Below are 23358 nucleotides of genomic sequence, written 5' to 3'. Positions count from 1 at the left end.
AAGTCCCTCGCCGACTACCTCGCCAGGATCGCCCCACCCAACAGTCAAACCGGAACCGACTAACCCTCAGGATTTCCGGCGCAGCACACTAGCTCGGACGTAGAGCTATGGATACTCGGACAACGGCGCACCCCCGCCCCCGCCGGTGGCGCTACGCGCTGATCGGCATTTTCGGCACCACGATGTCGAGCGGGCCGTCCGGAATCGCGACCGCGTCCGTGGACCAGCCCCAGATCGAGCAGACCCGCCGCGAGGTGTCGCTGTGGCCGTCACGCCCGTGCAGGACCCGGTAGTTGTCGATACACATCATCTCGCCCGCCTCGACACGGAACATGGGGCCGGTGTCGCGTGCCGCGACGACAGCCTCCTCCCACTTGCGCACGAAGGTCCAGTGCTCATCCTCGGACGAGCCCTCGACCGGCGCGAGATACGGGTGGTAGCGCCCCTGGAAGCGCCCGGAGGGGACGGTGCGGACGATGGGCGCGTACGTGCCCTGGGGGTAGTTGGGCTCGGAGTGGTCGATGTGGGTGGCACGGCAGAAGTCCGCGACGCCCGACCATTCCGGGTCGGCGGCGAGCAGATCGAGCAGCCGGGAGGTGTCGATGAGGAAGGAGTCGCCGCCCTTGGCAGCGGGGCGCTCGCACCACAGGAACAGGTGGTCGGGCGCGTAGTCGCCGAAGGCGAAGCCGTCGTTGTGCGCGACCATACGCTCCTCCGTCGGCGCGAAGCTCCGCTTGCGGCCGCGCGAGTCGGCGGGCTGCATGGCCACCTGCGCCGCCTCCCGCTCGCCGTGCGTCTTCGTGGCCTCGAACTGCGTGCCAATACGGACGGCCTTGTCGCCCATGACCTCCCGGCCGAACGCGACGGCCGACTGCTCGTCGCCGAGCCCGGTCACGATGGCCGCACCCTCGGCGGCGAGCACTTCGCGCGCTTCGACGGCACCGGCCACCCGGCGCGGGATGAAGCTTGCGGAACTGACGTCCATTTCCGACTCCCCTTGACGTGGGTCCAGTGTCTCCTGCGTGAACACAGCGTTGAACCGATCGGTTCAGCCAAGGTAGGGCCGCCGTGTTTCACCCGCATGTCCCGCACGGAACGCGTCGAATTCCCCTGCAGAGCAGGACATTGGGGCACACGAGCCCGCTGGCGGCCTTGACTCGTGGGAGCGCTTCCGATTGGGTCGCGCGCATCCGCTGCACCGCAGTCCGCCGCACCGCAAACGCACCGCACCGCACCGCAATGCACGCACTGCACCGCCATCCACCGCAACGGAAGGGTTCCACCATGAGACGTCTCGCTGTCCTGCTGGCGACGGTATGCGTGACGACCCTGCTCCCCGTCTCGACAGCGGGCGCCGACAGCCCGGTGGCGGGCCGGCCGACCGGCGCGGAGCCCTGGGAGCCCTACATACAGCAGGAGTTCACCGCCGCTGCCGGCCGCTTCTGCTCCTTCCCGCTGCAGCTGAAGGTCCTGGAGCAGGACATCCGCAAGCGGGTCCTGGAGCGCTACCCGGACGGCAGCATCAAGCGCGAGGAGTACGCGGGTCCGCTGGTCGTCGCGTACGTCAACGGCGACACCGGCGCGTCCGTGGAGCGCGACACGGGTGGCCGCGGCTTCCCCCAGTACCGCACCGACGGCACCTTCCTGCGCTACACATCGGTCGGCCCCGTCGGCTTCGGCATCCGTGAGGGCGACGACTTCCCGAAGGGCTACTACGTCGTCGACGGCATCCACGTCATGGAGTTCGCCGCCGACGGACGCCGTAGCTTCTCGGTCCGGCGGGGCCCGGAGGAGAACGTCTGCGAGGCCCTCGGAGACTGACTGAGCGGCTCGGCCCCGCAGAACCCTCTCAGTGGCGGGACGCGTGCGGTTGAATGGCGGGAGTTTGGGGGTGATGGGCATGGTGTCCACGGACCGGTTCCTGGCCTTCGCCGCGATGTCGCTGCTGGTGATCATCATCCCGGGGCCGAGCGTGCTGTTCGTCATCGGCCGGGCCCTGGCGCACGGGCGGCGGACCGCCGTGGCGACCGCGCTCGGGAACGTCTTCGGCTCGTATCTGCTCGTCGTGGCCGTCGCGTTCGGGGTCGGCTCGGTCGTCGAGCGGTCCGTCGTGGTCTTCATGACGGTGAAGCTGGCGGGCGCGGCGTATCTGGTGTTCCTCGGCGTGCAGGCGTTCCGGCACCGCAGGGAGCTGACGGCCGACGCCATCAGGGCGGCCGTGCCGACCGACGCCACGGCACACGGCGATCTCCGTACCGTCGTCGACGGCGTCCTCGTCGGTATGACGAACCCCAAGGGCATCGTCTTCTTCGCGGCGGTGCTGCCGCAGTTCGTCGACCACTCGGCAGGCCGTCTGCCGGCGCAGATGCTGCTGTTGGGGCTGATCCCGATCGGCATCGGCCTGGTCACGGACACGCTGTGGGGGCTGACGGCGTCCGCGGCGCGCGCCTGGTTCGCCCGCTCCGACCGTCGCCTGTCGCTGATCGGCGGCGCCGGCGGCTTCACCATGATCGGCCTCGGCGTGACGGTCGCGGCGACGGGCCGCGCGGACTGAGCCCCGCGTGACGGCCGCGGCGACGGGCCACGCAGACTGACCCGCCCCTCGCGTACGGCGGCCCCGCCTACGCGACCACGGTCCCGAACCGGATGTCGTACGAGGATGCGCCCGTCATCACCTTCAGCATCCGCTCCCCCTCCGCCGCCACCTCGTCCCGCTGCACCCGGGTCAGGGCGTCGAAGGGCTCGATGGTCAGCGTCGCCGCCGCGCCGTCCCCGGTCTCCTCCAGCCGCCATACGCCCGCCAGGAAGCCGTCGACGAGCAGCGTGCGGTAGGCCTGGTTGCCGTTCCAGCTGCGGCCCTTGTGCTCGGCGGGGACGACGCGGGTGCGGTCGGCGTGGGAGAGCAGCAGGTTGTCGAACTCGGGCAGGAAGCGGGGCGGCGCCGGGGTGTCGGCCCCGGGCCGTGGCGCGTCGGGCAGGTCGAAGAGTTCGGTGCCGCGCTCGTCGCGGAAGGTGAGCAGCCGGGGCCGCAGCCGCTCGAAGGCGTCCCGCAGCCGGGACAGGCCCGCCCAGGTCTGCATGTCCTTGACGGAGGCGGGGCCGAAGGCGGCGAGATAGCGCAGGACGGTCGCGTCCGGCGCCGGAGCTGGTTCGCCGGGACGGCCCAACCACTTCTCCGCCGTCGTGAGGACGACCTGCCCGCTGCGCCCCCACATGCCGCGCGGTGTGATCTGGACGAGCGGCAGCTTGCAGCGGGCAGCGACGGTGAGCGCCTGCGGATCGGCCTCCGGCCACTCGGCGAGCAGCGCCTCGCGCAGCTGCTTCATGGTGCGCGGTTCGGCCTCGACCAGCGCACGGCCGAACTCGGCGAGCCGGTCCAGGTCGACACCGGCGAGCCCCTCGCGGAAGGTGTTCAGCTCCCGATCGCGTGCTGCCTGCACGAGCGGCCGCAGGGTGAGGCAGTCGTCGGCGGTGTGGGTGTGGATGGTGGACCGCATCGTGACGATGCGGACGACGTCACGGGAGGCCATCAGCGCCGAGAGCTCCTCGGGGTCGAAGCCGTCGAGCCGGGCGGCCAGGGCGAAGTACGGCGGCTTGACGTTCTGCGCCTGCAGGCCGACCAGGTGTTCGACGGCGTCGCGAGCGGGCAGTGCGGTACGGCGAAGGAGCAGCTGACGGTCGAGCGTGGCGCGGTTGAGCTCCCGGGTGCCGAGCACGGGCGCCGCCGAAGTCGTCGTCTTCGTCATGCTCGGCACGCTAGCCCGGCTTGCGGACAGCTACAGTCCTATGAGGGCGGTCGAAGACCGCCGGTGGGACACCGGTCATACGGTTACAGGCACGAATCGGTACGCGGAGCGGTACGCGCATCGATACCCGAAGCGATACGGACACGGGAGGCTGCCGCGATGTCAGAGCGACGAGCGCGCCCCGTAGCGGCTCGAAGGATGGCGAGGAAGTACGCATGGCGGCGTGCGGCGGCTTCTCCCCCGCCGCCGTCCGCCGAGTCCGCGCCGCCGAAGCAGCCGCAGGACGCCTCCGCCGACCCGGGTGCGGAGGTCGACAGCATCGTGCAGGCGGTGCTGTACCGCGACGGCGTACGCGTCTCGGCACCGGCCACCCTCGCGGAGACCTTCCACGAGCTGCGCAAGCAGCAGGACGGCATGGCATGGATCGGCCTGGCCCGCCCGACCGAGGCCGAGCTGCTCTCCCTGGCGGCCGAGTTCGACCTCCACCCGCTCGCCGTCGAGGACGCGATGGAGGCCCACCAGCGCCCAAAGCTGGAACGTTACGGCGAGACGCTGTTCGTCGTCCTGCGCGCCGCCCGCTATCTCGACGCGCCCGAGGAGGTCGACTTCGGCGAGCTGCACGTGTTCGTGGGCCCCGACTTCGTGATCACGGTCCGGCACGGCGCGGCCCCGGACCTGTCGGCCGTGCGCCGCCGCATGGAGGAGACCCCCGAGCTGCTGAAACTCGGCCCGGAGGCGGTCCTGTACGCCATCCTCGACGCCGTCGTCGACGGCTACGTACCCGTCGTCGCCGGCGTGCAGAACGACATCGACGAGATCGAGACCGAGGTCTTCCGCGGCGACCCCGAGGTGTCCCGCCGCATCTACGAACTCTCCCGCGAAATGGTCGAGTTCCAGCGCGCCACCCGCCCCCTGGTGAACATGCTGCACGGCCTCATGGCCGGCTTCACGAAATACGGCACGGACGAGGAACTCCAGCGCTATCTCCGCGACGTCGCCGACCACGTCACCCACACCAGCGAACGCGTCGACGGCTTCCGTCAGGCCCTGGCCGACATCCTCACGGTCAACGCGACACTGGTGACCCAGCAGCAGAACGCGGAGATGCGAGCGCTGGCGGAGGCGGGCTTCGAGCAGAACGAGGAGATCAAGAAGATCTCTTCTTGGGCAGCGATCCTGTTTGCACCCACGTTGGTGGGAACGATCTACGGGATGAACTTCGACGTGATGCCGGAGCTGAACTGGACGTTCGGCTACCCTTTCGCGATCGGGCTGATGGCGGTCGTGTGCGTGAGCCTGTACTTCATCTTCAAGCGTCGGGACTGGCTGTAGTTGCAGGCCCCAACGCCTTGATCAACTTCGCGTACGCGAACATCCTTTAGGGCTGCTCCCGACCCCCTGGGGAGAATCTGGGGAGAATGCGCTGCGCTGGGGAGTGGGCAATCACCTCCCTCACCTGCTGTTCCACACCTGCCGAGCGCCTCGGTTCCAGTCGAGCGGCTGCCGTTGGCCGTCACCGAGAGTGCCTGGCGGGGCCCTGCCGACGCCTCGCTGGACGCGGTCAACCGGGCCCAGGGCACCACTCCAAGGGGCCCCGGTGACGGACGCCGACGCCGAGGAGTCCCGCCGCCGCCCGCCGGGGCGTTCGGCGTCGGCCGAAAACCCGTTGCCTGCCGGTCGCCGTCCTGGTGCGATGCAGGGGTTTCGATGGCGGGAGGGGACGGCTTGGCAGTGTGCGGGCTGCGGTGCGGTGCTGACGGCGGCGGTGTCGGAGGTGGCACTGCCGATCTGCGGGCCGTCGGCCATGGAGGGTCAGGCAGTTGCCGAGTAGCCGGAGCGGCGCTGCGGGGCTGCGCCCACGGGGTTCAGGGCGGCGTTGCAGCGCGAGTCGGCCTGTTCCTGCTCGCGTATCCAGGCGTCGAGTGCGTCGAGCCGGTACGTCACGCGCCCACGGGCGCCCATCCGGAAGCTCGGCGGTCCCTGCCGCCGGTGTCGCCAGACGTACAGCGTGCGAGGCGAGAGGCCGAGGTAGACGGCCGCCTCCTTCACGCCGAGGAACGCCCGGTCGACGGTGACGTCGCTTCGGGAGGCCGGGGAACCATCAGGAGACGTCGATATGCGCGCAGACAAAGAAGACACCTTTACAACGAGGGCGAAACGGGATGTGGCGCGACAGCCGAGGGCACGCGCCGTGCAGGAAATACTCCAGAGGATCCCCGGTTTCGGTAACCGGGAATCGTGATGTATAAGCGCTCACGCTGCCCGCGCCCAGAATCTGCTGGGGCGAAAGGGCGCGGAGTCTGTTGTAGCTCGCGCCGAGATGGGGAAGCGGTAGTCGTCTGCTGTGAGCGATTCCCGGGAACCCGTCACCGGAAAATGGCGAAACATAGCAGGGGATCCCCGGTTGGCGAAATCATGGCACGTCAGGCCAGACGCCCTGGTGGGCGTGCCTGCACAACAGGACCTTCAGAGCCGCTCAGTGGATATGCGCTGCCGTACGAGGCGGGGACTTCAAGCGCGTTGCCGAAGCATGGCGACTTGCCCGTATTTCAGCCCACCAATTCCTGGGCTATTTCGGCAACGGGGGATCCGGGTTTACTGTTTTGGTCCCACCGCAGGGACGTGTTCGCCGTGAGCTGTGTGCTTTCTCGGCGGAATGCTGGACTTGCGTGGGTGGGTGTGGCTGTCTTGGTCAGGCGCCGGAATCCTGATTCCGGCGCCTGGGAAACCCGGTATGCCAAAGCCGGGCCCAAGGAGCCCTCGTGTACACCCCGCGGGCCCCGCCGGCACGTCCGAGCCGGAGACCTCGCACCACTCCCCTCCCCACCCCCGAAGCGGGACACCCCTGCCCCGCCCTGACCTAGGAGCCGCCACACAATGAGCCTCGACGCCCAAACCTGGGTGTGGGACCACAGCCGCAGCAAAGGCACCGCCCGCATGGTCCTCGCCCTGATCGCAGACCGGTGCCTCGACCGCGACTACATCGCATACGCATCCGTCCCCGCTCTCATGAAGCGCGCGAACGCGTCCCGCACCGCCGTGCGCGACGCCCTCAGCAAGCTGACCAAGGACGGCGAGCTGAAACGGCTCGACGACCGGAAGGGGCCTCGCGGAGAGACGTACTACAAGCTCCCGAACGCCGCCCGATTCCTCGCCGAGCAGGCCGCTGAGGAGGGCCGGAGAACCGCCCCCACCGATCCGAAATCCGCCCCTCCCGACTCCGTCGCAGGGGGACCGGAAAGCCGCCCCGGGGAACAGATCCCGCGTCCGGGAGGGAGCAGATTCCGGCCAGAAGAGATTCCGCGCCCCAGAACAGTAGTGAACCGAAGGTGAACGGTAAGAGCAGCAGCACTGCCACCTTCCTGACCGCTGCTGACTGGCAGATCGACGACGCCACCGAAGCCTGGCTGGACCAGGACGGGCATCTGGCCAGGCTCGGCGAGCACGGACTGCGCACCGCCGACGAGAAGTGGCGCTCGTACCGGGCAGCGGGGGCACCCCGCGTCGCCGCCGCCTGAGCCGCCGACTGGCGCGCATGGATCGCCCGCGAGCACACCCCCGTGCCCCAACGCCCGCATCTGCGCGCGCTCCCCGGAGGCAGTGCCCCCGCCGCGGCCAGCCACTCGGCTTTGGGCTGCACGTATCCCGTCATGTGGGTGAGGGTGAAACCCTCGTCGAGCAGGTCGTCGAGTGACTGTGTGTCTCCTTCGACCATGGCGTCCAGGTAGGCGTGGTGGGCCTGGAGGATGCTTTCCCGGTCCGTCTGACTGGGGGTCGGTGGCACGCTGACTCCTTGCTGCGTGGCGGCCGTTGCGTGGCAGACCTGGGCTGTCGTCACGCCGCGGCGCGTGCCCGGACGGCGTCGAGGTCGTCGCGGACCCGCTGCGGCTCGGTGTCGAGCGGCATGTTGGCCTCGTCCCGTACCGCGTCCAGTGAGCCGGGCGGGTCTTGGTCCAGCGCCGCGAACAGCGGCCCCAAGTCGCTTGGTGCGGCACCCTGTTCGGCCACCAGCTCGAAGGTACGACCGGCCGCCTCGGGAGCGGTGAGGGCCGCCACCAGAACCCGTGCGATGTCGGTACGCGCGACACATCCGTCGGCGGGGCCGCCAGAGCGGCGGCAGTCGCCCTGGAGGAACACCAGTCGTTGCTCGTCGGGTCCGTTCATGTCGAACCAGCCCGGCCGCACGATGGTGCACGTGAGGCCACTGGCCCGTACAAGACGCTCCGAGCGGCGCTTCCACTCCAGCAGATGGCCGTAGCTGCTGCTGCGCGTGGTGGCCCCGATGGACGTCATCAGCGCCATGCGGGGCCGCGCGCCGTCCAGGGAGCCGAGGGCGCTCAGGACGTTGCGGACGCCTGCGTAGTCCACGGTCTCCGGCGAGGAAGCGCCGGTGCCGAAGGAGCCGAGGGTGAGCACGATGGCGTCGGCGCCGGCCGCCGCCTCGGGCAGGGTCTCGGGCCGGGTGACATCGCCGACGACAAGCTCGGCGTCGGCGGGGAGCAGCTGGGCGCCCTTCGCGCGGTCACGTACCAGGGCCCGGACGGTGTGCCCGCGGGCGATCGCCTCGGCCACCACGAGCCGTCCGATGCTGCCGGTGGCGCCGATCACCAGCACGGTCAGGGGCTGTGCTGCCATGTGCGTTCCCTCCTCGCCAGGGCACGGGTGGGATGAGCACCCGTGCCGTCAGTCTCACTCGGGCGTCGCGATCGCGCGCCCTGTGCGTCAAATCCCCCTGCGGGTGGTGTTGCCGCAGGTCACTCCCGTACGAGGGCGATTCTCAGCGCCCTCGTACAGCGTCCACGTGGGGGCCGGTCATGCCTGCTTCGGCTTCGCGAAGGTGGCGCCGTCGATCACGAACCGGTAGCGGACGTCGGAGGCGAGGATCCGCTCGTAGGCGGTGTTGATGTCCTGCGCGTCGATCAGCTCGATGTCGGCCGTGACGTCGTGCTCGGCCGCGAAGTCGAGCATCTCCTGTGTCTCGGCGATGCCGCCGAACAGCGAACCCACGAAGGACCGGCCGTTCTGGAGGAGAGTGAAGACCTCCATCGGCATCGGCTCGGTCGTCACTCCGACGTTCACCATCGTGCCGTGCAGGCGCAGCATCCCGAGGTAGTCGGGGAGGGACACAGGTGCGCTGACGGTGTTCAGGATGATGTCGAAGGTGTTGGCCAGCTCGGTGAACGCCGAACCGTCACCGGTCACGGCGTAGTGGTCGGCGCCGAGGGCCGCGGCGGCCTCGCGCTTGCTGCCGGACTGGGACAGGACGGTCACGTCGGCGCCCATGGCCTTGGCCATCTTCACGCCGAGGTGGCCGAGCCCGCCGAGGCCGACGACCGCGACCTTGGTGCCGGGCCGGGCGCCGAACCGCTTGAGCGGGGAGTAGACGGTGATGCCGGCGCACAGCAGCGGAGCGGCGGCGGCCGGGTCGAGAGCCTCAGGAACGCGGACGACGAAGTCCTCCGGGGCGACGATCGCCTCGGAGTAGCCGCCCTGGGTGTGGGCGCCGGGCTCGGCCGGATCGGGAGCCCCGAAGACAAGGGTGTTTCCCTTGAGGCAGTACTGCTCCTGGCCTGCCTGGCAGTTCTCACATGTGCGGCAGGAGTTGACCATGCAGCCGATGCCGACCAGGTCGCCGACCTGATGGCGGGTGACGTCGGGACCGATCTCGGTGACCCGGCCGACGATCTCGTGGCCGGGGACGAGCGGGCTGACCGCCAGCGGGCCGAACGTCCCGTCGACGTAGTTCATGTCGGAGTGGCAGATCCCGCAGTACAGGATGTCGAGCTTGACGTCGCGCGGGCCGACGTCGCGGCGGTCGATGGTGACGGGAACGAGCGGCTTGCCTGCTTCGTGGGTGCCGAACGCGTTGACGGTGGTGGGCATGATGGTTCCTTTGCTCAGGTACGAGGTGGGGTCAGGCTTCGGGGATGGCGCGGCCATAGGCCGCGAGGGTGACGTTCGTGGGCTCGGGGCCGCCTCGTCGACCGGTCTCCAGGGCGTCGAGGGACTTCAGCTCATCCGCGGTCAGGACGAAATCGAAGACGTCGATGTTCTCCGCGATGCGGTGCCGCTTGGTCGACTTGGGGATCACCGAGCGGCCCTGCTGGATGCCCCAGCGCAGCAGCACCTGGGCCGGGCTCTTACCGTGCACCTCGGCGATCGCGGTGACGGCCGGGTCCTCAAGGACGCTCCTACGGTCCTCGCCATATCCCGGGTAGAAGGTGATGCCGCCGATCGGGGACCACGCCTGGTTGAGGATGCCGTGCTCGGCGTCGAAGTCGAGGACCGCGCGCTGCTGGAAGTACGGGTGGATCTCCAGCTGATTGACGGCCGGGACGACGGAGGTCGCGTCAAGCAGCGTGGTCAGGTGATCGACCATGAAGTTGCTGACGCCGATCGCCCGGACCTTGCCATCTGCCATCAGCCGCTCCAGGGCACGGTAGGCGGCGAGGGTCTTGTCGAAGTCCGACGGCAGCGCCTGGTGCAGGACCAGCAGGTCGATCTGGTCCACACCGAGCTTGGCGGCGCTCTTGTCGAAGCCGTGCAGGGTCTCGTCGTAGCCGTAGTCGCTGATCCAGATCTTCGTCTCGATGAAGATGTCGTCACGGGGCACCGCGGAGGCGCGGATGGCCTGGCCGACCTCGCGTTCGTTGCCGTACGCGGCGGCGGTGTCGATGTGGCGGTAGCCGAGTTCGAGCGCGGCCGCGACGGCGGCCCGGGTCTCGTCCGGCGGGGTCTGGAACACACCGAGCCCGAGGGCGGGCATCTCGACGCCGTTGTTGAGGGTGAGGGTCTGCATCACAGGGACCTTTCGTGCGGGCGGGTACGTGCGGGGACGATGAGGGTGAGGGTGGCTGCGAGGGCCAGGGCGAGCAGGACGGCGGACCCGGTCAGCGCGGCACCCGAGCGGGCCGCGATGTCGGCGGCCCCGTGATCGGTGGAGACCGAGGCGGCCACAGCGGTCAGAACGCTCAGGCTCAGCGCACTGCCGATCTGGTGCACGGTGTTGACCAGGCCCGAGGCGGCTCCCGCGTCCGCGGGAGCGACCCCGTCCACGCCGCTGGAAGTCAGCGGGGCCAGGACCAGGCCCTGGCCAGCGCCGATGAGCACCATCGGCAACGCCACGCCCGTCAGGTAGGGCGTGTGCAGGTCGAGGCGGCTGAGCCACACCATGCCCACCATGGTCAGGGCGAGCCCGGTGGTGAGCACCTGCGGCCTGCTCGCCCGCTCCAGCAGCCGCGGCACCTGGACGGCGAAGACGAAGTTGACCAGCGTCATCGGCAGGAAGGCGAGACCGGCCTGCAGCGGCGTCCAGTGGTAGACGCTCTGTACGAACTGCGCCGTGAAGAAGAAGAACCCGATCATCGCGCCCATGTAGAGCATTCGGGTGACGTAGGCGCCGCTGCGCTCCCGGTCGGCGAACAGCCGCAGCGGCACGATCGGCTGCGCGGCCCGCCGCTCCACCAGGACGAACAGGGCCAGCATCACCAGTCCCGCCACCAGCGGAATCAGGGTGGCCGGAGCGGTCCAGCCGATGTCGGTGGCATCCACGATGCCGAAGACCAGAGCGGTGGAGCCCGCAGTCGCCAGGAGCGCCCCGGCGACGTCGAAACGGCCGCCCTGTCGCTCGGTCTCCGGCAGGAACCGCACGGCCAGCGCCACCATCGCGATGCCGACCGGGACGTTGAGGAAGAACCCGGCCCGCCAGGAGATCAGGTCGGCGACCAGGCCGCCCACCACCAGACCGAGAGCCGCGCCGAGCCCGGCCACCGCGCTGTAGGCGGCCATCGCCCGGTTACGGGCTCGGCCCTCGGCGAAGCTGCGGGTGAGCAGGGACAGAGCGGAGGGGGCCAGGACCGCCGCTCCGACGCCCTGCAGCGCCCGGGCGCCGATCAGCCACCACTGGGTCTGGGCGGCGCCGACCAGGAGCGAGGTCAGCGCGAAGACGACCAGGGAGACCAGGAACACCCTGCGGTGCCCGAACAGGTCACCGGCCCGGGCTCCCAGGAGCAACAGGCCGCCGAAGACCAGGACGTAGGCGTTGGTGATCCAGGACAGGCCGGTTTCGGAGAACCCCATGTCGGACCGGATCTGCGGCAGACCTGTGAAGACGATCGAGTTGTCGAGGATGACCATGAAGTAGCTGACGCAGATGATCGTGAGGATCAGCGTCGCCCGGGCCGGGGCAGCAGGGGCCGGCACACGCACCGCCATGGGCGGCGTGGATTCCGCTATGGCGACGTCGCCCGTCCCGTCGTACTTGGGTGCTGCGCGCACGGTGTGTCCTTCGCTTTCAGGGTGAGGGCCTGGTGTCGGACTCCTGGTCCTCGGTGCTCTCCAAGAGAACCCCGCGCGGGCACAGGGGTGGGAGTCACTGGTCTTCCAGGTACTGGCAGTACCTCGCAGGTCCTCGCGGACGGACCTACGGTGAAGGTCAAGGCACGACCGTCGTAGGTCGGGCTGGACCGTCCCACCGGGGCGCGATCACCGGCGGCGGAGCGATTTCAGGGATCTGGACGATGGCAGACAGAGACAAGAAGAGCGTGGCCGCCGAGGTCCGCGAGTTCCTGAGCACCCGGCGTGCCCGGATCACGCCCGAGCAGGCCGGGCTGCCGGTCTACGGCGGCAACCGGCGCGTCGCGGGCCTGCGCCGGGAGGAGGTCGCGCTGCTCGCGGGCATGAGCGTCGACTACTACGTCCGCCTGGAGCGCGGGAACCTCTCCGGCGCCTCGGACTCGGTACTGGAATCCCTCGCGCACGCGCTGCAACTGGACGAGGCCGAGCGCACTTACCTCTACGACCTGGCCCACGCGTCGACACCGTCGGGCCGGCGCCCCACAGCGACGACGTCCCGGGTGCGGCCCACGATCTTGCGCCTTCTCGACTCGATGGCCGATGTGCCGGCGTACGTGCGCAACGCGCGCTTCGACCTCCTGGCCGCGAACATGCTGGGGCGGGCACTGTACGCACCCCTTTTCGACTCGCCGCTGTTCGCCCAGCGCGGCCCGGCCAACGCCGCCCGCTTCATGTTCCTGGACCCTGCGAGCAAGGACTTCTGGGTCGACTGGGACAAGGGCGCTGACGACGCGGTCGCCTTCCTGCGCAACGAGACAGGCCAGGCACCCCACGACAAGGCGCTGACCGACCTGATCGGGGAGCTGACGACCAAGAGCAGCGACTTCGCCCGCCGGTGGGCCCGCCACGACGTGAAGTTCCACCGCTCCGGGGTGAAGAACCTGCACCACCCGCTGGTCGGCGATCTCGCCCTGCCCTACGAGGCGATGGAGTTGTCGGCCGATCCCGGACTTCGCCTCAACTTCTACACGCCCGAACCGGACTCCCCGGCGAGGGAGGCCCTGGACCTGCTGGCCAGTTGGGCAAGCACCGGGACCGTCGTCCCGACCGCGAACGACTGACCACCGAGCACACCCGAGGAGAACCCCTTCATGCAGTACCGACCGCTCGGCCGCACCGGCGTCCAGGTCAGCCCGCTCTGCCTGGGCGCGATGATGTTCGGCCCCTGGGGCAACGAGGACGAGGCCGACTCGATCCGCATCATCCACCGCGCCCTGGACGCGGGCATCAACTTCGTCGACACCGCCGACGTGTACTCCGCAGGCGTCTCGGAGGAGATCGTCGGCAAGGCCCTGAAGGGCCGCCGCGAGGACGTGTTCCTGGCGACCAAGTTCTTCATGCCGATGGACCAGAACGACCCCAACCAGCGCGGCGGCTCACGGCGCTGGATCATCCGCGAGGTCGAGAACTCCCTGCGCCGGCTCGACACCGACCACATCGACCTCTACCAGGTCCACCGCCCCAGCGCAGACACGGACGTCGCCGAGACCCTCGGCGCCCTCTCCGACCTCGTGCACCAGGGCAAGATCCGCTACATCGGCTCTTCGTCCTACTCCGGCTCCCAGATCGTCGAGGCCCAGTGGACCTCGCGGGAGCGACACCTGGAGCGGTTCGTGACCGAGCAGCCGCCGTACTCCATCCTGGTCCGTGGCATCGAGGAGGACGTCCTGCCCACCGTGCGCCGCCACGGCATGGGTACCCTCACCTACAGCCCGCTCGCCGGCGGCTGGCTGTCGGGCCGCTACCGCAAGAACGCCGCCGAGGGCCCCGCCTCCGCGGCACGCCCCCAGGCCCGCTTCGACATGAACACCCCTGCCAACCAGCGCAAGCTCGACGCCGTCGAACAACTCGCGCTCCTGGCGGAGAAAGCGGGTCTCACCCTGATCGAGCTGGCCGTCGCCTTCGTCGTCAACCACCCCGGCGTCACCTCGGCGATCATCGGACCGCGCACCATGGACCAGCTGGAGGCGTTTCTGCCCGCCGCCGACGTCACACTGTCGTCCGACGTACTCGACGCCATCGACGAGATCGTCGCGCCCGGCGTCACCGTCAACCCGGTCGACAACAGCTACGGCGACTTCGAACTGCGCGCCGACCAGCGACGCCGCTGACGCGCCCCGGGCCGGCCGGTCACGCCGGCCGGTCACGCCGGCCGGTCGCACCGACTTCCCCGCGACCACCAAAGGCGCACCGCTGCCGGGGTCCGCAGACTCTGCTCGGCTCCGAGGTCGGGCCGATCACCGGTGTATGGCCAGTACGTGGGGCGGCATGACCCGGTGGGTGGCCTCACTCGGCCGGTTGTGCGGTGGCCTGGTACTGGTCTGCGGCCCAGGAGGCGAGGATGCGCAGGCCGTCGTGGGTGGTGGAGCCGACTTCGGCGGTCCAGACGACGAGTTGCTGGTCGGGATCGGTGCTGGCGGTCAGGGTGTCCCAGTCCAGGCAGAGCTCGCCGGCGACGGGATGGTTGAGAACCTTTGTGCCCACGCTGAGGGTGGCAACGTGGTGTGCGGCCCACCACTGTCGGAAGTCCTCGTCCTGTACGCACAGTTCACCGACCAAAGCGGTCAGGCGTGGATCGTCCGGATACTTCGCCGCCTCCATGCGCAATTGCGCGACCGCAGTCCGTGCGACGCTTTTCCAGTCGGCATACAGGGTGCGCATCGCCGGGTCGGTGAAAAGGATCCGCACGTAATTGCGATGCTTTTCCGGGATAGCGGCGAAGTCGGTGACGAGTGCCGCCGCGAGGGGGTTCCAGGCGATGACGTCCATACGGCGGCCCATCACGATGGCGGGCGTGGCGGTGAGGTCGTCCAGGACTCTGCGCAGTTGTGGCTGGACTTTCTGCCGGGCTCGGCGGCGCGGTTTCGCCGTCTCCTTCCCGGCCAGGCCGAACACGTAGCGCCGCTGGTCGTCGTCCAGCTGCAGGGCCTGGGCCACTGCCTCCAGCACCGGCGCCGAGGGAGGCAGGCGCCCCTGCTCCAGGCGGGTGTAGTAGTCCGTGGAGATCGCGGCGAGCTGAGCCACCTCTTCCCTGCGCAGCCCGGCAACGCGACGCTGCCCGCCGCTGTCGGGCAGGCCGACGGCGCGCGGGCTCAGCTCGGAGCGACGCGCCTTGAGGAACTCGCCCAGCTCGTTCAGATGCGGTGTCGGACTCATTTCTCCAGTGTGGCAACGGAAGGGCCCGGTGTGAGGGGGAAGGATTCTTCCCAGGATGTTTCGTTCCCAGGAACAAACCCTCCACTGCACAGGCGCGTGTGGGGGTGCAAACCTGGAATTGCGCCAGACAGGACAGCGAAAGGAAGAGCATCGTGCCGGAAAAGGAATCCGCAGCACAGCAGGCCATCGGTGACGTCGCCCCCAAGCTCGCCGACCTCACCGACCAGGTGCTCTTCGGTGACGTCTGGGAGCGCGAGGGACTTTCCCCGCGGGATCGCAGCCTGGTCACCGTCAGCGCGCTGATCGCCCTGTACCGCTCCGACCAGCTCGGCTTCCACCTCAAGCTGGCCCTGGAGAACGGGCTGACCAAGGAAGAGCTCACCGAGGCCATCACCCACCTGGCGTTCTACGCCGGCTGGCCCAACGCCATGGGCGCCGCCGCGCAGCTCAAGGCCGTCCTGGCGTCAGCCGACGCCCCCCAGGACCACTGACACACCCCCTTTACGCAGGAGCTCCTCTTTCTCATGAGCAAGGTCTTCTTTGTCACCGGTGCGGGCCGCGGCCTGGGCACCGACATCGCCCGCCAGGCCCTGGTCGCCGGCCACCAGGTCGTCGCCACCGGTCGCCGCCCCGACAGCGTGCTCAAGGCGCTCGGCGGCGAGCAGGACAACCTGCTGGTCGCCGCCCTGGACATCACCAGCGCCGACGCCGCCCAGGCGGCGGTCGATGCTGCCGTGGCCCGGTTCGGCCGCGTCGACGTGCTGATCAACAACGCCGCCACGTTCCAGGCGGGCTATTTCGAGGAGATCTCCGAGGCGCAGATGCGCGCGCAGATCGAGACGAATCTGTTCGGCCCGATGAACGTCACCCGCGCCGTCCTGCCCGTAATGCGCCAGCAGCGCGCCGGTCACATCGTCACCATCTCCTCGATCGCCGGTCTGGTCGGCCAGGAGTTCTGCGTCGCCTACGCCGCCTCCAAGTTCGGCGTCGAGGGCTGGATGGAGTCCCTGCGCTACGACGTCGAGCCGTACGGCATCCGCACCACCATCGTCGAGCCCGGCTTCTTCCGCACCGAGCTGCTCGTGGACGCCTCCACCAGCTGGGCCGAGCTGTCCATCGACGACTACGCAGAGCGCACCCGGACCACCAAGGCGATGTGGCAGTCGATGAACGGTCAGCAGGCCGGCGACCCGTCCAAGCTCGCCGACGCCCTATTGAAGGTCACCGACCTGGACACCCCGCCGCTGCGATTCGTCGCCGGCGACGACGCCATCCCCACTGCTGAGGCCAAGGGCGCGGAGATCACCGCGCAGGCCACCGCCTCCCGCACTCTGGGCACCGGCCTCGCCCACGCTGACGCCGCCTGACCCCCGCCGCCCCAGGCACCCGATCCGCACCAAGGAGCACACCGTGGAATTCCTCAAGCCGCAGCCCACCGGCAAGGGCCCCGAAGACTGGTTTACCGGAGACGTCTGGTTCGACGTCATCCACGCCGGCCAGGAGCCGTCCCGCATCCGCGCCAACATGGTGCGCTTCGCGCCCGGCGCCCGCACCGCCTGGCACCACCACGCCGTCGGCCAGACTCTGCACATCGTCGCCGGCATCGCTCTGATCGGCACCCGCGACGGCACCGTCTACGCCGCCCACCCCGGCGAGACCGTCACCTGCCCGCCCGGCGAGGAGCACTGGCACGGCGCCACCGAGGACCGCTTCATGCAGCACCTCGCGCTGTGGGACGCCACCGCCCCGAATGACGACCGCCCGGAGACCACCTGGCTGGAGCACGTCACCGACGCCCAGTACCAAGCCCCCCGCACCCGCAACAGCCACTGACCCCGTCCCCACGATGAGGAGCATCCGATCATGACCGCGACGATGACCGCCCTCTTCGTCGCTCCCACACTCGTCGGCACGATTTACGGCATGAACTTCCAGAACATGCCGGAGCTGCACTGGAGGTTCGGATACCCCTTCGCGATCGGCTTGATGGGGGTTGTCTGCACGACTTTGTACGTGATTTTCAAGCGGCGGGACTGGCTCTAGACCCCTCGCCCCTCCGTCAGCGTAGGTTTCGCACTTTGCTCTCATGCGTCCTGCTGCTGCCGCGCCACCAGCGGTCCTTGACGGATTGCGACGGGATTCAGGTCCCACGCCTCGACAGTGAAGTCGCTGCCCCGGATGCCCGTGGTGTGGGCCTGCAGCCGCCATGGTCCGTCGCCGACGGGATAGAACCTGAGGGTGAGGACTTGACCGGTGGACAGGTAGATCTCGGCGATCGAGCGGTCCACGATGACGCGCAGTTCGACAGGAGTGCCGGCGACCCTCGCGACCGGGCAAGGGACGGTGTATACGCCCTCTCGTGCTCGTGCGTCCAGTGATGCATGGCTGCGGTCGACGGTGAGACGGCCGGCGGTGGGGTCGAGGCTGATGTGGAGGTACTCGGTGCCGTCAGCGGAGGTGATCAGACGCAGGCTGCTCGTGCCAGTGGGGTCGGGGGTCAGGACCGCAGTGAGGTCGAAGGTGCGGCTGACCTCCCCCAGTTCAACCGGCCGGGCTCGGGTGACGTGTTCCGTGCGGTGCAGGACGCGTTCCCCGCGCAGGGCGAGCAGTTCGCGTGCGGGGCGTTGGCCGACTGTGCCGTCGTCAGCCAGGGTCAGTTCGCGCGGGAGAGTGAGGACGCCTGCCCAGCCGGCCTCGTTCGACCACTCCGCGTCGCGGGCCTCCCACGCCCAGCCCCACAGCAGCCACCGGTCTTCCTCGGAGGCCTTGAGTAGGGCGGGGGCGTAGAAGTCCGGGCCGTGGTCCATCCGTACGGGCGGTGCGGCCGCCGTGAAACCGCCGTGTACCTCGTGGCCGGTGTGGACCGTCACGTGGCTTGGGCCGCCCTGCGGAGTCCAGTCGCTGACGATCAGGACGCCGCGGCCGCCGAAGGTCGCGTACTGGGGGCACTCCCAGCCGACCGGCTCGGTCGGGGCCGCTGGGCCGCTGGTGTGGAAGGGGCCGCGAAAGGCCCAGTTCTCCAGGTCGTCGGACTCGTAGAGCAGTGCCGCGGCTCGGCCGTCGGTCAGGGCAGAGCCGACCAGCATGCGCCAGCGGCCGTCCTGCTGCCAGACATAGGGGTCGCGGTACATGGTGGTGTCGGTGGGCGGCTGCGGGATGAGCAACTCCGGCCGCTTGGCCCAGGTGTGTCCGCCGTCGTGGGACTCGGCGGTGGTGACCGGCTGCCACCAGCGGCCGGTGCGGTTGGCGGAGTAGAAGGCCAGCAGCCGGCCGTCGACGGAGATGGCGTTGCCGGAGAAGCAGCCGTCCGCGTCGTCGCCGCCGGGGGTGGGGGCGAGGGCGACCGGGAGCTGTTCCCAGGTGATCAGGTCGGGGCTGCGGAAGTGGCCCCAGTGCACGTTCGCATGCTGCGGGGCGTAGGGGTTGTACTGGAAGAACACGTGGTAGTGGCCGCTGTGGAAGACCAGCCCGTTGGGGTCGTTGATCCAGTTGCGGGGCGGTCGCAGGTGTACGGCGGGCCGGTGGGGGTCGACGGGCGGCGTGGACACACGGGGCCTTTCGAAGGGTGCGCGAGGCACAGGGGGGTGGCATGAGAAGTGAGGGCGGGCGCCGGCGGCCCGGCGGAGGTCAGCCCTTGACGCCGCTGGAGGCGATGCTGCTGACGAAGGCCCGCTGGAAGGCCACGAACAGCGCGAGCACCGGCACGGTGATCATCGACGAGTAGGCCATGACCTCGCCCCAGGAAGGGTTGAGCTGGAAGAAGTAGTCGATGCCGACCATGACCGGCCGCAGTTCCTCGCTCTGGACGACCATCAGCGGCCACAGGTAGGCGTTCCACATCGGCAGGAAGGCCAGGATGGCCACCGTGGCGATCGCCGGACCGGACAGCGGCATGACGATGCGCCGGTAGATGCCGAACCAGCTCGCTCCGTCGATGACCGCCGCTTCGTCGAGTTCCTTGGGGATGCTCTGGAAGTACTGGTGGAACAGGAAGATGAAGAGGGCGTTGCCGACGAACGGCAGGATCTGCACCTGGTAGGTGTCCAGCCAGCCCTCGGTCACGATGAGCCGGCCGCCGTCCAGTTGGAGCCAGGGCAGTTTGTTGACCCACCAGACCATCGGCAGGGCGTAAGTCTCGAACGGCACGATCAGCGTCGCGATCACTGCGGTGAGGACGATCTTCTTTCCGCGCCACCGCATCCGGGACAGCGCGAACGCCGCGAGGCTGTTGATGAAGATGCTCAGCGCCACCGTGATGGCGGAGATCCCGATGGAGTTGAGCAGGAACCGGACGGCGGGCACCCGGTCGAAGACCCCGGTGTAGTTGTCCAGGGACAGGTGGCCGACCGGTAGGAATGCCTTGATGCCGTCCAGGTCGCCGAAGATCTGCTCGTCGGGCTTGAGCGACGACACCAGCATGAAGACGATCGGGAACGCGAAGAACAGTGCGAGCGCGATGCGCGCCGCCTGCAGGCCGATCAGGCGGAGCGACGGCCTCCGGCGGCGGCCCGGGCGTGCGGGGGCGGGGGATACGGAGGTCATGTCAGCCCTTCTCCCGGGTGAGGAAGCGCTGGACGAGGGAGACGGCCAGCACCAGAACGAAGAAGACGAGGGAGATCGCGGACGCGTATCCGGTCTGCTGCTGGCTGTATCCGGTCCGCACGGCCTGGTAGACGACCGTGCTGGTGGCGTCCAGGGGTCCGCCCTGCGTCATCACGCTGACCTGGGTGAACAGGGCGAACGCGCTGATGGTGATGGTGATGAGCACGAAGGTGCGGGTGGCGCTGAGGCCGGGCCAGGTCACGTGCCGGAAGCGCACCCAGCGGGTGGCCCCGTCCATGTCGGCTGCCTCGTACAGATCCTGCGGGATGGTCTGGAGTCCGGCCAGCCAGATGATCATGTGGAAGCCGACGCCCTGCCAGACGGACATGACGATGATGGCGGGCATGGCCGTGGACGGGTTGGTCAGCCAGTCCGGTCCGTGCACGAGACCGAGGGTGAGGCGGGAGATGATCTCGTTGACCAGCCCGGTCTTCTGGTACAGGAGCGTCCACAGGATGGAGACCACGACCATCGAAGTGACGACCGGGAGGAAGTAGACGGTGCGGAAGAAGTTGACGCCTTTGACCTTGGCGTTGACGAGCAAGGCGAGCACCAGCGCCAAGCCGCCCTGCAGCGGGACGACGACGACGGCGAAGTAGAAGGTGTTGCGCAGCGACTTGTAGAACAGCGGGTCGTCCAGCAGGGCACGGAAGTTCTGCAGGCCCGTGAACTGGGCCGGGGTCGGGGACACCAGGCGGGCGTTGGTGAAAGCCAGCGCGAAGGCCAGCACCACGGGGATGACGATGAACATCACCAGCAGGAAGACGGCCGGGCTCACCATGCCGAGTGCGGCGAGGCTCTCTCTGCGCCGTGCGCGCCCCCGCGTTGCACGTCGGGTCGATGGGGCGCCGGCGGCAGTGCCGGGTCGGGTGGACATTGACGACATTGTGGTGGTCATGGGACATCCAGGCAGGTACGTGTCCCGGCGGAGGCGGAGGGGAGGAACCGCATCCGCCGGGACGGGCGGGCGCGGTCAGCTGCCGGTGGAGTAGTTGTTGGTCGACAGGTTGTTATCGATCTGACTGACGGCCTGGTCGAGGGCGCCCTTGACATCGGCGCCGGCCAGGATGTCCCGAGCCGTCTTGGAGAACACCGTGGAGATGTACGGGTAGGCCGGGGTGACGGGCCGGACCACCGCGAACTTCTGCGCTTCCTTGAGGAAGATGTTGAACTGGCCGCCTGTTTCGTAGCCCTTGACCTCTTCCGCTGCCGCGTTGGTGGCGGGGATGGTGCCGGCGGACTTGGCGAAGTCCACGAAGTACTTCGTCTGTCGGGAGAAGTTCAGGTAAGCCTGAGCGCCTTCCTTGTTGGCGCAGGTCGAGCTCATGCCCCACTGCCATGACGCTCCGCCGATCTTCGGTCCGTCGCCGAAGTCGACCGGCGGGAGGATCGCCAGGTCGCTGCCGAACTTGTCCGTGTTGGCCTGGGCCGACCAGCTGCCGTCCCACTGGATGGCGGTCTTGCCGTTGCGGAAGTCGTCGGCGGGGCTCTTGCCGGACTTCTGCGGCGCGTAGCCCTTCGTGACCATCGAGCGGAACCACTTGCCCCACTCGACGGCCTTCTCGCCGTTCAGCGCGCCCTTGGCGGTCTTGTAGTCCGAGCGGTCGATGAGGTCGCCGCCGAAGCTCTGCAGCATCGGGGAGTAGGCGTACGGCCACCACTCACCGGGGTCGCCCGTGCCGAGATCCAGCGTGTTCTTGAACTTGCCGCTCGCCTTGATCTTGGCGAGCGCGTCCATGAACTCGTCCTTGGTCCAGGGCTTGTCGAGGGTGGGGATGCGGATGTCGTACTTCTTCAGGACCGACTTGCGGGAGTACATGGTCAGCGCCACGTCGTAGAAGCCGAACGCATAGGTCCTGTCCTGGTACGTGCCGACCGTGCTGGGCAGCTGGTCCTTCACGGCGACCTTGCCCTTGGACAGGTCCAGCGGCGCGAGGTACCCACCCCAGGCCCAGTTCGGGACGTTGGGCCCGTCGACGTCGAGGATGCACGGCAGCTTCTTCGCGGAGGCCGCGGCCACCACCGAGTCGTTGTAGGAACCCTGCGGGAACGCCTGGATCTTGACCTTGTACTTGCTCTGGCTGGCGTTGAAGTCCTTGACGACCTGCTTGACGACCGCGTACTCGGCGGCGTTGCCGGCATTGTGCGTCCACAGGGTCAGCGTGTTGCCGTCGGCGCCCGACGAGCCGGTGCTGCCGCTGCCGCCGCAGCCGGCCACGAGCGTCGCCGCAGCCAGGGCGGCTATGCTCGATACCGCGAGGCGCCTGGTTCTCGATTCCACGAGGTTCCTCCAATTTCACTGGGCACGGTCCTGGCAGACCGTGCCGGCGGCCGGTGATCACGGCCGCCTGTATCGGTGGTGCTTCGCCGTTCCGGGGTCAGAGTCGGGGCGGCGAAGCGACCGATGCCCGTACCACCAGCGGGCACGGCAGCATCTCCTGAGCAGCCGGAGCAGGTTCCTGGCCCGGTGCGCTCGTGAGCGCGAGCAGCTGTGCGACAGCCCGCGCCCCCATCTCGTAGTGCGGCAGGGCGACGGTGGTCAGCCCTGGGAACAAGCCGTCGCAGATCAGCTCCTGGTTGTCGAAGCCGATCACCGACAGGTCCCCGGGGATCGACAGCCCCAGTTCGGCGGCGGCGCGGTAGACGCCCATCGCCATCCGGTCGGCGAAGCAGAACAACGCGGTGGGCCGTGGCTCCGCCTGCAGCAGTCGCAGCGCCGCCCGGTACCCACCGGCGGCGTCGCTGGTCTCCGCCACCACCAGCCGGGGGTCCTCGGCGATGTCCGCCTCGGCGAGAGCGCGCCGGTAGCCCTCGAGACGTCCGTGGGTGGCCGGGATGTCGTCGACGTTGTTGATGAAGCCGATCCGGCGGTGGCCGTGGCGGACCAGCTCGCGCACCGCCGTCTCCCCGCCCAGGACCTCGTCCGGTACGACCGAGGGCACGGCGGGGTCGTCCGAGCGCGCGTCCAGCAGCACCGTGGGGACCGACCGCAGCCGCTCCGGCACCTCCACGACCCGGTGGTACATGGACGCGTACAGCACGCCGTCGACCTGGCGCTGCAGCAGCAGGTCGATCTCCTTGCGCTCCAGCTCCGGGTCGCCGCCGGTGTTCAGCATGAGCAGCAGCAGGCCGTGCTTGGCCGCCTCCTCCTGCGCTCCCAGGATGATCCGGCCGGCGTGCGGAGTGGTGGCGATCTGGTCGCTGACGAAGCCGATCGTGTTCGACCGCTTCAGCCGCAGTCCCCGCGCCAGTCCGTTGGGCGCGTACCCCAGTTCCCGGGCCGTTTCGAGAACGCGCTGCCGGGTCTCGGGGTTGATGCGCTTGCCCTCGACCTCGTTGAGGATGTGGGAGACGGTCGTGGCCGAGACGCCGGCCGCTGCCGCCACGTCCTTGATCCCGATCCGCCTGCCCATGTCGTGCCCAATCGTTTTGGCAAGTGAGTGCGGGATGAGATTGCGCCCCGCGAGGCGCCCCTGTCAACGGCTCGTTACGAACTCGT

Annotated in this window: 21 protein-coding genes and 3 pseudogenes; 10 read left to right on the top strand and 14 right to left on the bottom strand. The window is 69.0% G+C overall.

Annotated elements, in window-relative coordinates:
• Nucleotides 1-151 precede the first annotated feature (151 nt).
• The gene (locus tag ABT009_RS42845; RefSeq protein WP_351307294.1) at nucleotides 152-985 is read right to left on the bottom strand and encodes a TauD/TfdA family dioxygenase; all 834 of its coding nucleotides are present in this window, start codon (nucleotides 983-985) and stop codon (nucleotides 152-154) included.
• Nucleotides 986-1284: 299 nt separating this feature from the next.
• On the opposite strand from ABT009_RS42845, the gene ABT009_RS42840 reads away from it, so the two are divergent.
• Together ABT009_RS42840 and ABT009_RS42835 are read left to right on the top strand one after the other, a co-directional pair.
• On the top strand, nucleotides 1285-1821 hold the full coding sequence (locus ABT009_RS42840; protein WP_351307291.1) for a hypothetical protein: 537 nt from the start codon (nucleotides 1285-1287) through the stop codon (nucleotides 1819-1821).
• A gap of 79 nt (nucleotides 1822-1900) precedes the next feature.
• Nucleotides 1901-2554 (top strand): LysE family translocator, encoded by a 654-nt coding sequence (locus ABT009_RS42835; RefSeq protein WP_351307288.1) that lies wholly within the window; start codon nucleotides 1901-1903, stop codon nucleotides 2552-2554.
• Nucleotides 2555-2621: 67 nt separating this feature from the next.
• On the opposite strand, the gene ABT009_RS42830 is transcribed toward ABT009_RS42835, so the two are convergent.
• On the bottom strand, nucleotides 2622-3746 hold the full coding sequence (locus tag ABT009_RS42830) for a winged helix DNA-binding domain-containing protein (RefSeq protein ID WP_351307285.1): 1125 nt from the start codon (nucleotides 3744-3746) through the stop codon (nucleotides 2622-2624).
• Nucleotides 3747-3905: 159 nt separating this feature from the next.
• On the opposite strand from ABT009_RS42830, the gene ABT009_RS42825 reads away from it, so the two are divergent.
• Entirely contained in the window at nucleotides 3906-5078 is a 1173-nt protein-coding gene (locus ABT009_RS42825; RefSeq protein WP_351307282.1) for a magnesium and cobalt transport protein CorA, read from the top strand.
• A 480-nt stretch (nucleotides 5079-5558) separates the two neighbouring features.
• Here the strand turns inward: ABT009_RS42825 and ABT009_RS42820 are convergent, their stop codons facing one another.
• A complete protein-coding gene (locus ABT009_RS42820) occupies nucleotides 5559-5876 on the bottom strand; it encodes a helix-turn-helix transcriptional regulator (RefSeq protein WP_351307279.1) in 318 nt (105 codons plus the stop codon).
• A 747-nt stretch (nucleotides 5877-6623) separates the two neighbouring features.
• Here ABT009_RS42820 and ABT009_RS47620 point away from each other — a divergent pair.
• Nucleotides 6624-7345: pseudogene (locus ABT009_RS47620) on the top strand (helix-turn-helix domain-containing protein); the annotation flags it as partial.
• Between the two features lie 68 nt (nucleotides 7346-7413).
• On the opposite strand, the pseudogene ABT009_RS42805 reads toward ABT009_RS47620, so the two are convergent.
• The 5 genes and pseudogenes from ABT009_RS42805 to ABT009_RS42785 all read right to left on the bottom strand — a co-directional run.
• Nucleotides 7414-7461: pseudogene (locus ABT009_RS42805) on the bottom strand (hypothetical protein); the annotation flags it as partial.
• A 119-nt stretch (nucleotides 7462-7580) separates the two neighbouring features.
• Entirely contained in the window at nucleotides 7581-8381 is an 801-nt protein-coding gene (locus tag ABT009_RS42800; RefSeq protein ID WP_351307276.1) for an SDR family oxidoreductase, read from the bottom strand.
• A 177-nt stretch (nucleotides 8382-8558) separates the two neighbouring features.
• Complete coding sequence (locus tag ABT009_RS42795; protein ID WP_351307274.1) at nucleotides 8559-9629, bottom strand: NAD(P)-dependent alcohol dehydrogenase; 1071 nt, start codon at nucleotides 9627-9629, stop codon at nucleotides 8559-8561.
• A 31-nt stretch (nucleotides 9630-9660) separates the two neighbouring features.
• Nucleotides 9661-10545, bottom strand: a complete 885-nt coding sequence (locus tag ABT009_RS42790; protein ID WP_351307271.1) for an aldo/keto reductase — start codon at nucleotides 10543-10545, stop codon at nucleotides 9661-9663.
• Entirely contained in the window at nucleotides 10545-12023 is a 1479-nt protein-coding gene (locus tag ABT009_RS42785; RefSeq protein WP_351307268.1) for an MFS transporter, read from the bottom strand. Before ABT009_RS42785 ends, ABT009_RS42790 begins: the two co-directional genes overlap by 1 nt.
• A 242-nt stretch (nucleotides 12024-12265) precedes the next feature.
• On the opposite strand from ABT009_RS42785, the gene ABT009_RS42780 reads away from it, so the two are divergent.
• Together ABT009_RS42780 and ABT009_RS42775 are read left to right on the top strand one after the other, a co-directional pair.
• A complete protein-coding gene (locus tag ABT009_RS42780) occupies nucleotides 12266-13162 on the top strand; it encodes a helix-turn-helix transcriptional regulator (protein WP_351149535.1) in 897 nt (298 codons plus the stop codon).
• Between the two features lie 30 nt (nucleotides 13163-13192).
• Nucleotides 13193-14212, top strand: coding sequence for an aldo/keto reductase (locus ABT009_RS42775; protein ID WP_351307266.1), 1020 nt, complete (start codon nucleotides 13193-13195; stop codon nucleotides 14210-14212).
• Between the two features lie 175 nt (nucleotides 14213-14387).
• On the opposite strand, the gene ABT009_RS42770 is transcribed toward ABT009_RS42775, so the two are convergent.
• The gene (locus ABT009_RS42770; RefSeq protein WP_351307263.1) at nucleotides 14388-15257 is read right to left on the bottom strand and encodes a helix-turn-helix domain-containing protein; all 870 of its coding nucleotides are present in this window, start codon (nucleotides 15255-15257) and stop codon (nucleotides 14388-14390) included.
• 152 nt (nucleotides 15258-15409) lie between these two features.
• On the opposite strand from ABT009_RS42770, the gene ABT009_RS42765 reads away from it, so the two are divergent.
• From ABT009_RS42765 to ABT009_RS42750, 4 genes and pseudogenes are all read left to right on the top strand, one after another.
• On the top strand, nucleotides 15410-15748 hold the full coding sequence (locus tag ABT009_RS42765) for a carboxymuconolactone decarboxylase family protein (RefSeq protein WP_351307261.1): 339 nt from the start codon (nucleotides 15410-15412) through the stop codon (nucleotides 15746-15748).
• 33 nt (nucleotides 15749-15781) lie between these two features.
• The gene (locus ABT009_RS42760; protein WP_351307259.1) at nucleotides 15782-16624 is read left to right on the top strand and encodes an SDR family oxidoreductase; all 843 of its coding nucleotides are present in this window, start codon (nucleotides 15782-15784) and stop codon (nucleotides 16622-16624) included.
• A 43-nt stretch (nucleotides 16625-16667) separates the two neighbouring features.
• Nucleotides 16668-17090: a (R)-mandelonitrile lyase gene (locus ABT009_RS42755; protein ID WP_351307256.1), complete on the top strand. Its 423-nt coding sequence runs from the start codon at nucleotides 16668-16670 to the stop codon at nucleotides 17088-17090.
• Between the two features lie 48 nt (nucleotides 17091-17138).
• A pseudogene (locus tag ABT009_RS42750) lies at nucleotides 17139-17300 on the top strand (CorA family divalent cation transporter); the annotation flags it as partial.
• A 41-nt stretch (nucleotides 17301-17341) separates the two neighbouring features.
• Here the strand turns inward: ABT009_RS42750 and ABT009_RS42745 are convergent.
• The 5 genes from ABT009_RS42745 to ABT009_RS42725 all read right to left on the bottom strand — a co-directional run bounded on the left by ABT009_RS42745 (nucleotide 17342) and on the right by ABT009_RS42725 (nucleotide 23272).
• Entirely contained in the window at nucleotides 17342-18805 is a 1464-nt protein-coding gene (locus tag ABT009_RS42745; RefSeq protein WP_351307253.1) for a glycoside hydrolase family 32 protein, read from the bottom strand.
• A gap of 79 nt (nucleotides 18806-18884) precedes the next feature.
• A complete protein-coding gene (locus tag ABT009_RS42740; RefSeq protein WP_351307251.1) occupies nucleotides 18885-19799 on the bottom strand; it encodes a carbohydrate ABC transporter permease in 915 nt (304 codons plus the stop codon).
• A 1-nt stretch (nucleotide 19800) separates the two neighbouring features.
• Nucleotides 19801-20736, bottom strand: a complete 936-nt coding sequence (locus ABT009_RS42735) for a carbohydrate ABC transporter permease (RefSeq protein WP_351307248.1) — start codon at nucleotides 20734-20736, stop codon at nucleotides 19801-19803.
• Between the two features lie 96 nt (nucleotides 20737-20832).
• Nucleotides 20833-22140: an ABC transporter substrate-binding protein gene (locus ABT009_RS42730; protein WP_351307246.1), complete on the bottom strand. Its 1308-nt coding sequence runs from the start codon at nucleotides 22138-22140 to the stop codon at nucleotides 20833-20835.
• 97 nt (nucleotides 22141-22237) lie between these two features.
• Nucleotides 22238-23272 carry a LacI family DNA-binding transcriptional regulator gene (locus tag ABT009_RS42725; protein ID WP_351307245.1) on the bottom strand — a complete coding sequence of 345 codons (1035 nt, stop codon included), beginning with the start codon at nucleotides 23270-23272 and terminating at the stop codon, nucleotides 22238-22240.
• Nucleotides 23273-23358 lie beyond the last annotated feature (86 nt).

It is taken from the genome of Streptomyces sp. NPDC002896 (assembly GCF_040295225.1).
Lineage (GTDB): Bacteria > Actinomycetota > Actinomycetes > Streptomycetales > Streptomycetaceae > Streptomyces.
Note: the sequence above shows the minus strand (reverse complement) of the source record. Positions and strands in the feature narration are given on the sequence as shown.

Excerpts from the sequence above, each read along its gene's own strand:
- ABT009_RS42845 (WP_351307294.1), bottom strand. The coding sequence starts at position 985 with ATGGACGTCAGTTCCGCAAGCTTCATCCCGCGCCGGGTGGCCGGTGCC.
- ABT009_RS42840 (WP_351307291.1), top strand. The coding sequence starts at position 1,285 with ATGAGACGTCTCGCTGTCCTGCTGGCGACGGTATGCGTGACGACCCTG.
- ABT009_RS42835 (WP_351307288.1), top strand. The coding sequence starts at position 1,901 with ATGGTGTCCACGGACCGGTTCCTGGCCTTCGCCGCGATGTCGCTGCTG.
- ABT009_RS42830 (WP_351307285.1), bottom strand. The coding sequence starts at position 3,746 with ATGACGAAGACGACGACTTCGGCGGCGCCCGTGCTCGGCACCCGGGAG.
- ABT009_RS42825 (WP_351307282.1), top strand. The coding sequence starts at position 3,906 with ATGTCAGAGCGACGAGCGCGCCCCGTAGCGGCTCGAAGGATGGCGAGG.
- ABT009_RS42800 (WP_351307276.1), bottom strand. The coding sequence starts at position 8,381 with ATGGCAGCACAGCCCCTGACCGTGCTGGTGATCGGCGCCACCGGCAGC.
- ABT009_RS42795 (WP_351307274.1), bottom strand. The coding sequence starts at position 9,629 with ATGCCCACCACCGTCAACGCGTTCGGCACCCACGAAGCAGGCAAGCCG.
- ABT009_RS42790 (WP_351307271.1), bottom strand. The coding sequence starts at position 10,545 with ATGCAGACCCTCACCCTCAACAACGGCGTCGAGATGCCCGCCCTCGGG.
- ABT009_RS42780 (WP_351149535.1), top strand. The coding sequence starts at position 12,266 with ATGGCAGACAGAGACAAGAAGAGCGTGGCCGCCGAGGTCCGCGAGTTC.
- ABT009_RS42775 (WP_351307266.1), top strand. The coding sequence starts at position 13,193 with ATGCAGTACCGACCGCTCGGCCGCACCGGCGTCCAGGTCAGCCCGCTC.
- ABT009_RS42770 (WP_351307263.1), bottom strand. The coding sequence starts at position 15,257 with ATGAGTCCGACACCGCATCTGAACGAGCTGGGCGAGTTCCTCAAGGCG.
- ABT009_RS42760 (WP_351307259.1), top strand. The coding sequence starts at position 15,782 with ATGAGCAAGGTCTTCTTTGTCACCGGTGCGGGCCGCGGCCTGGGCACC.
- ABT009_RS42740 (WP_351307251.1), bottom strand. The coding sequence starts at position 19,799 with ATGACCTCCGTATCCCCCGCCCCCGCACGCCCGGGCCGCCGCCGGAGG.
- ABT009_RS42735 (WP_351307248.1), bottom strand. The coding sequence starts at position 20,736 with ATGTCCACCCGACCCGGCACTGCCGCCGGCGCCCCATCGACCCGACGT.
- ABT009_RS42725 (WP_351307245.1), bottom strand. The coding sequence starts at position 23,272 with ATGGGCAGGCGGATCGGGATCAAGGACGTGGCGGCAGCGGCCGGCGTC.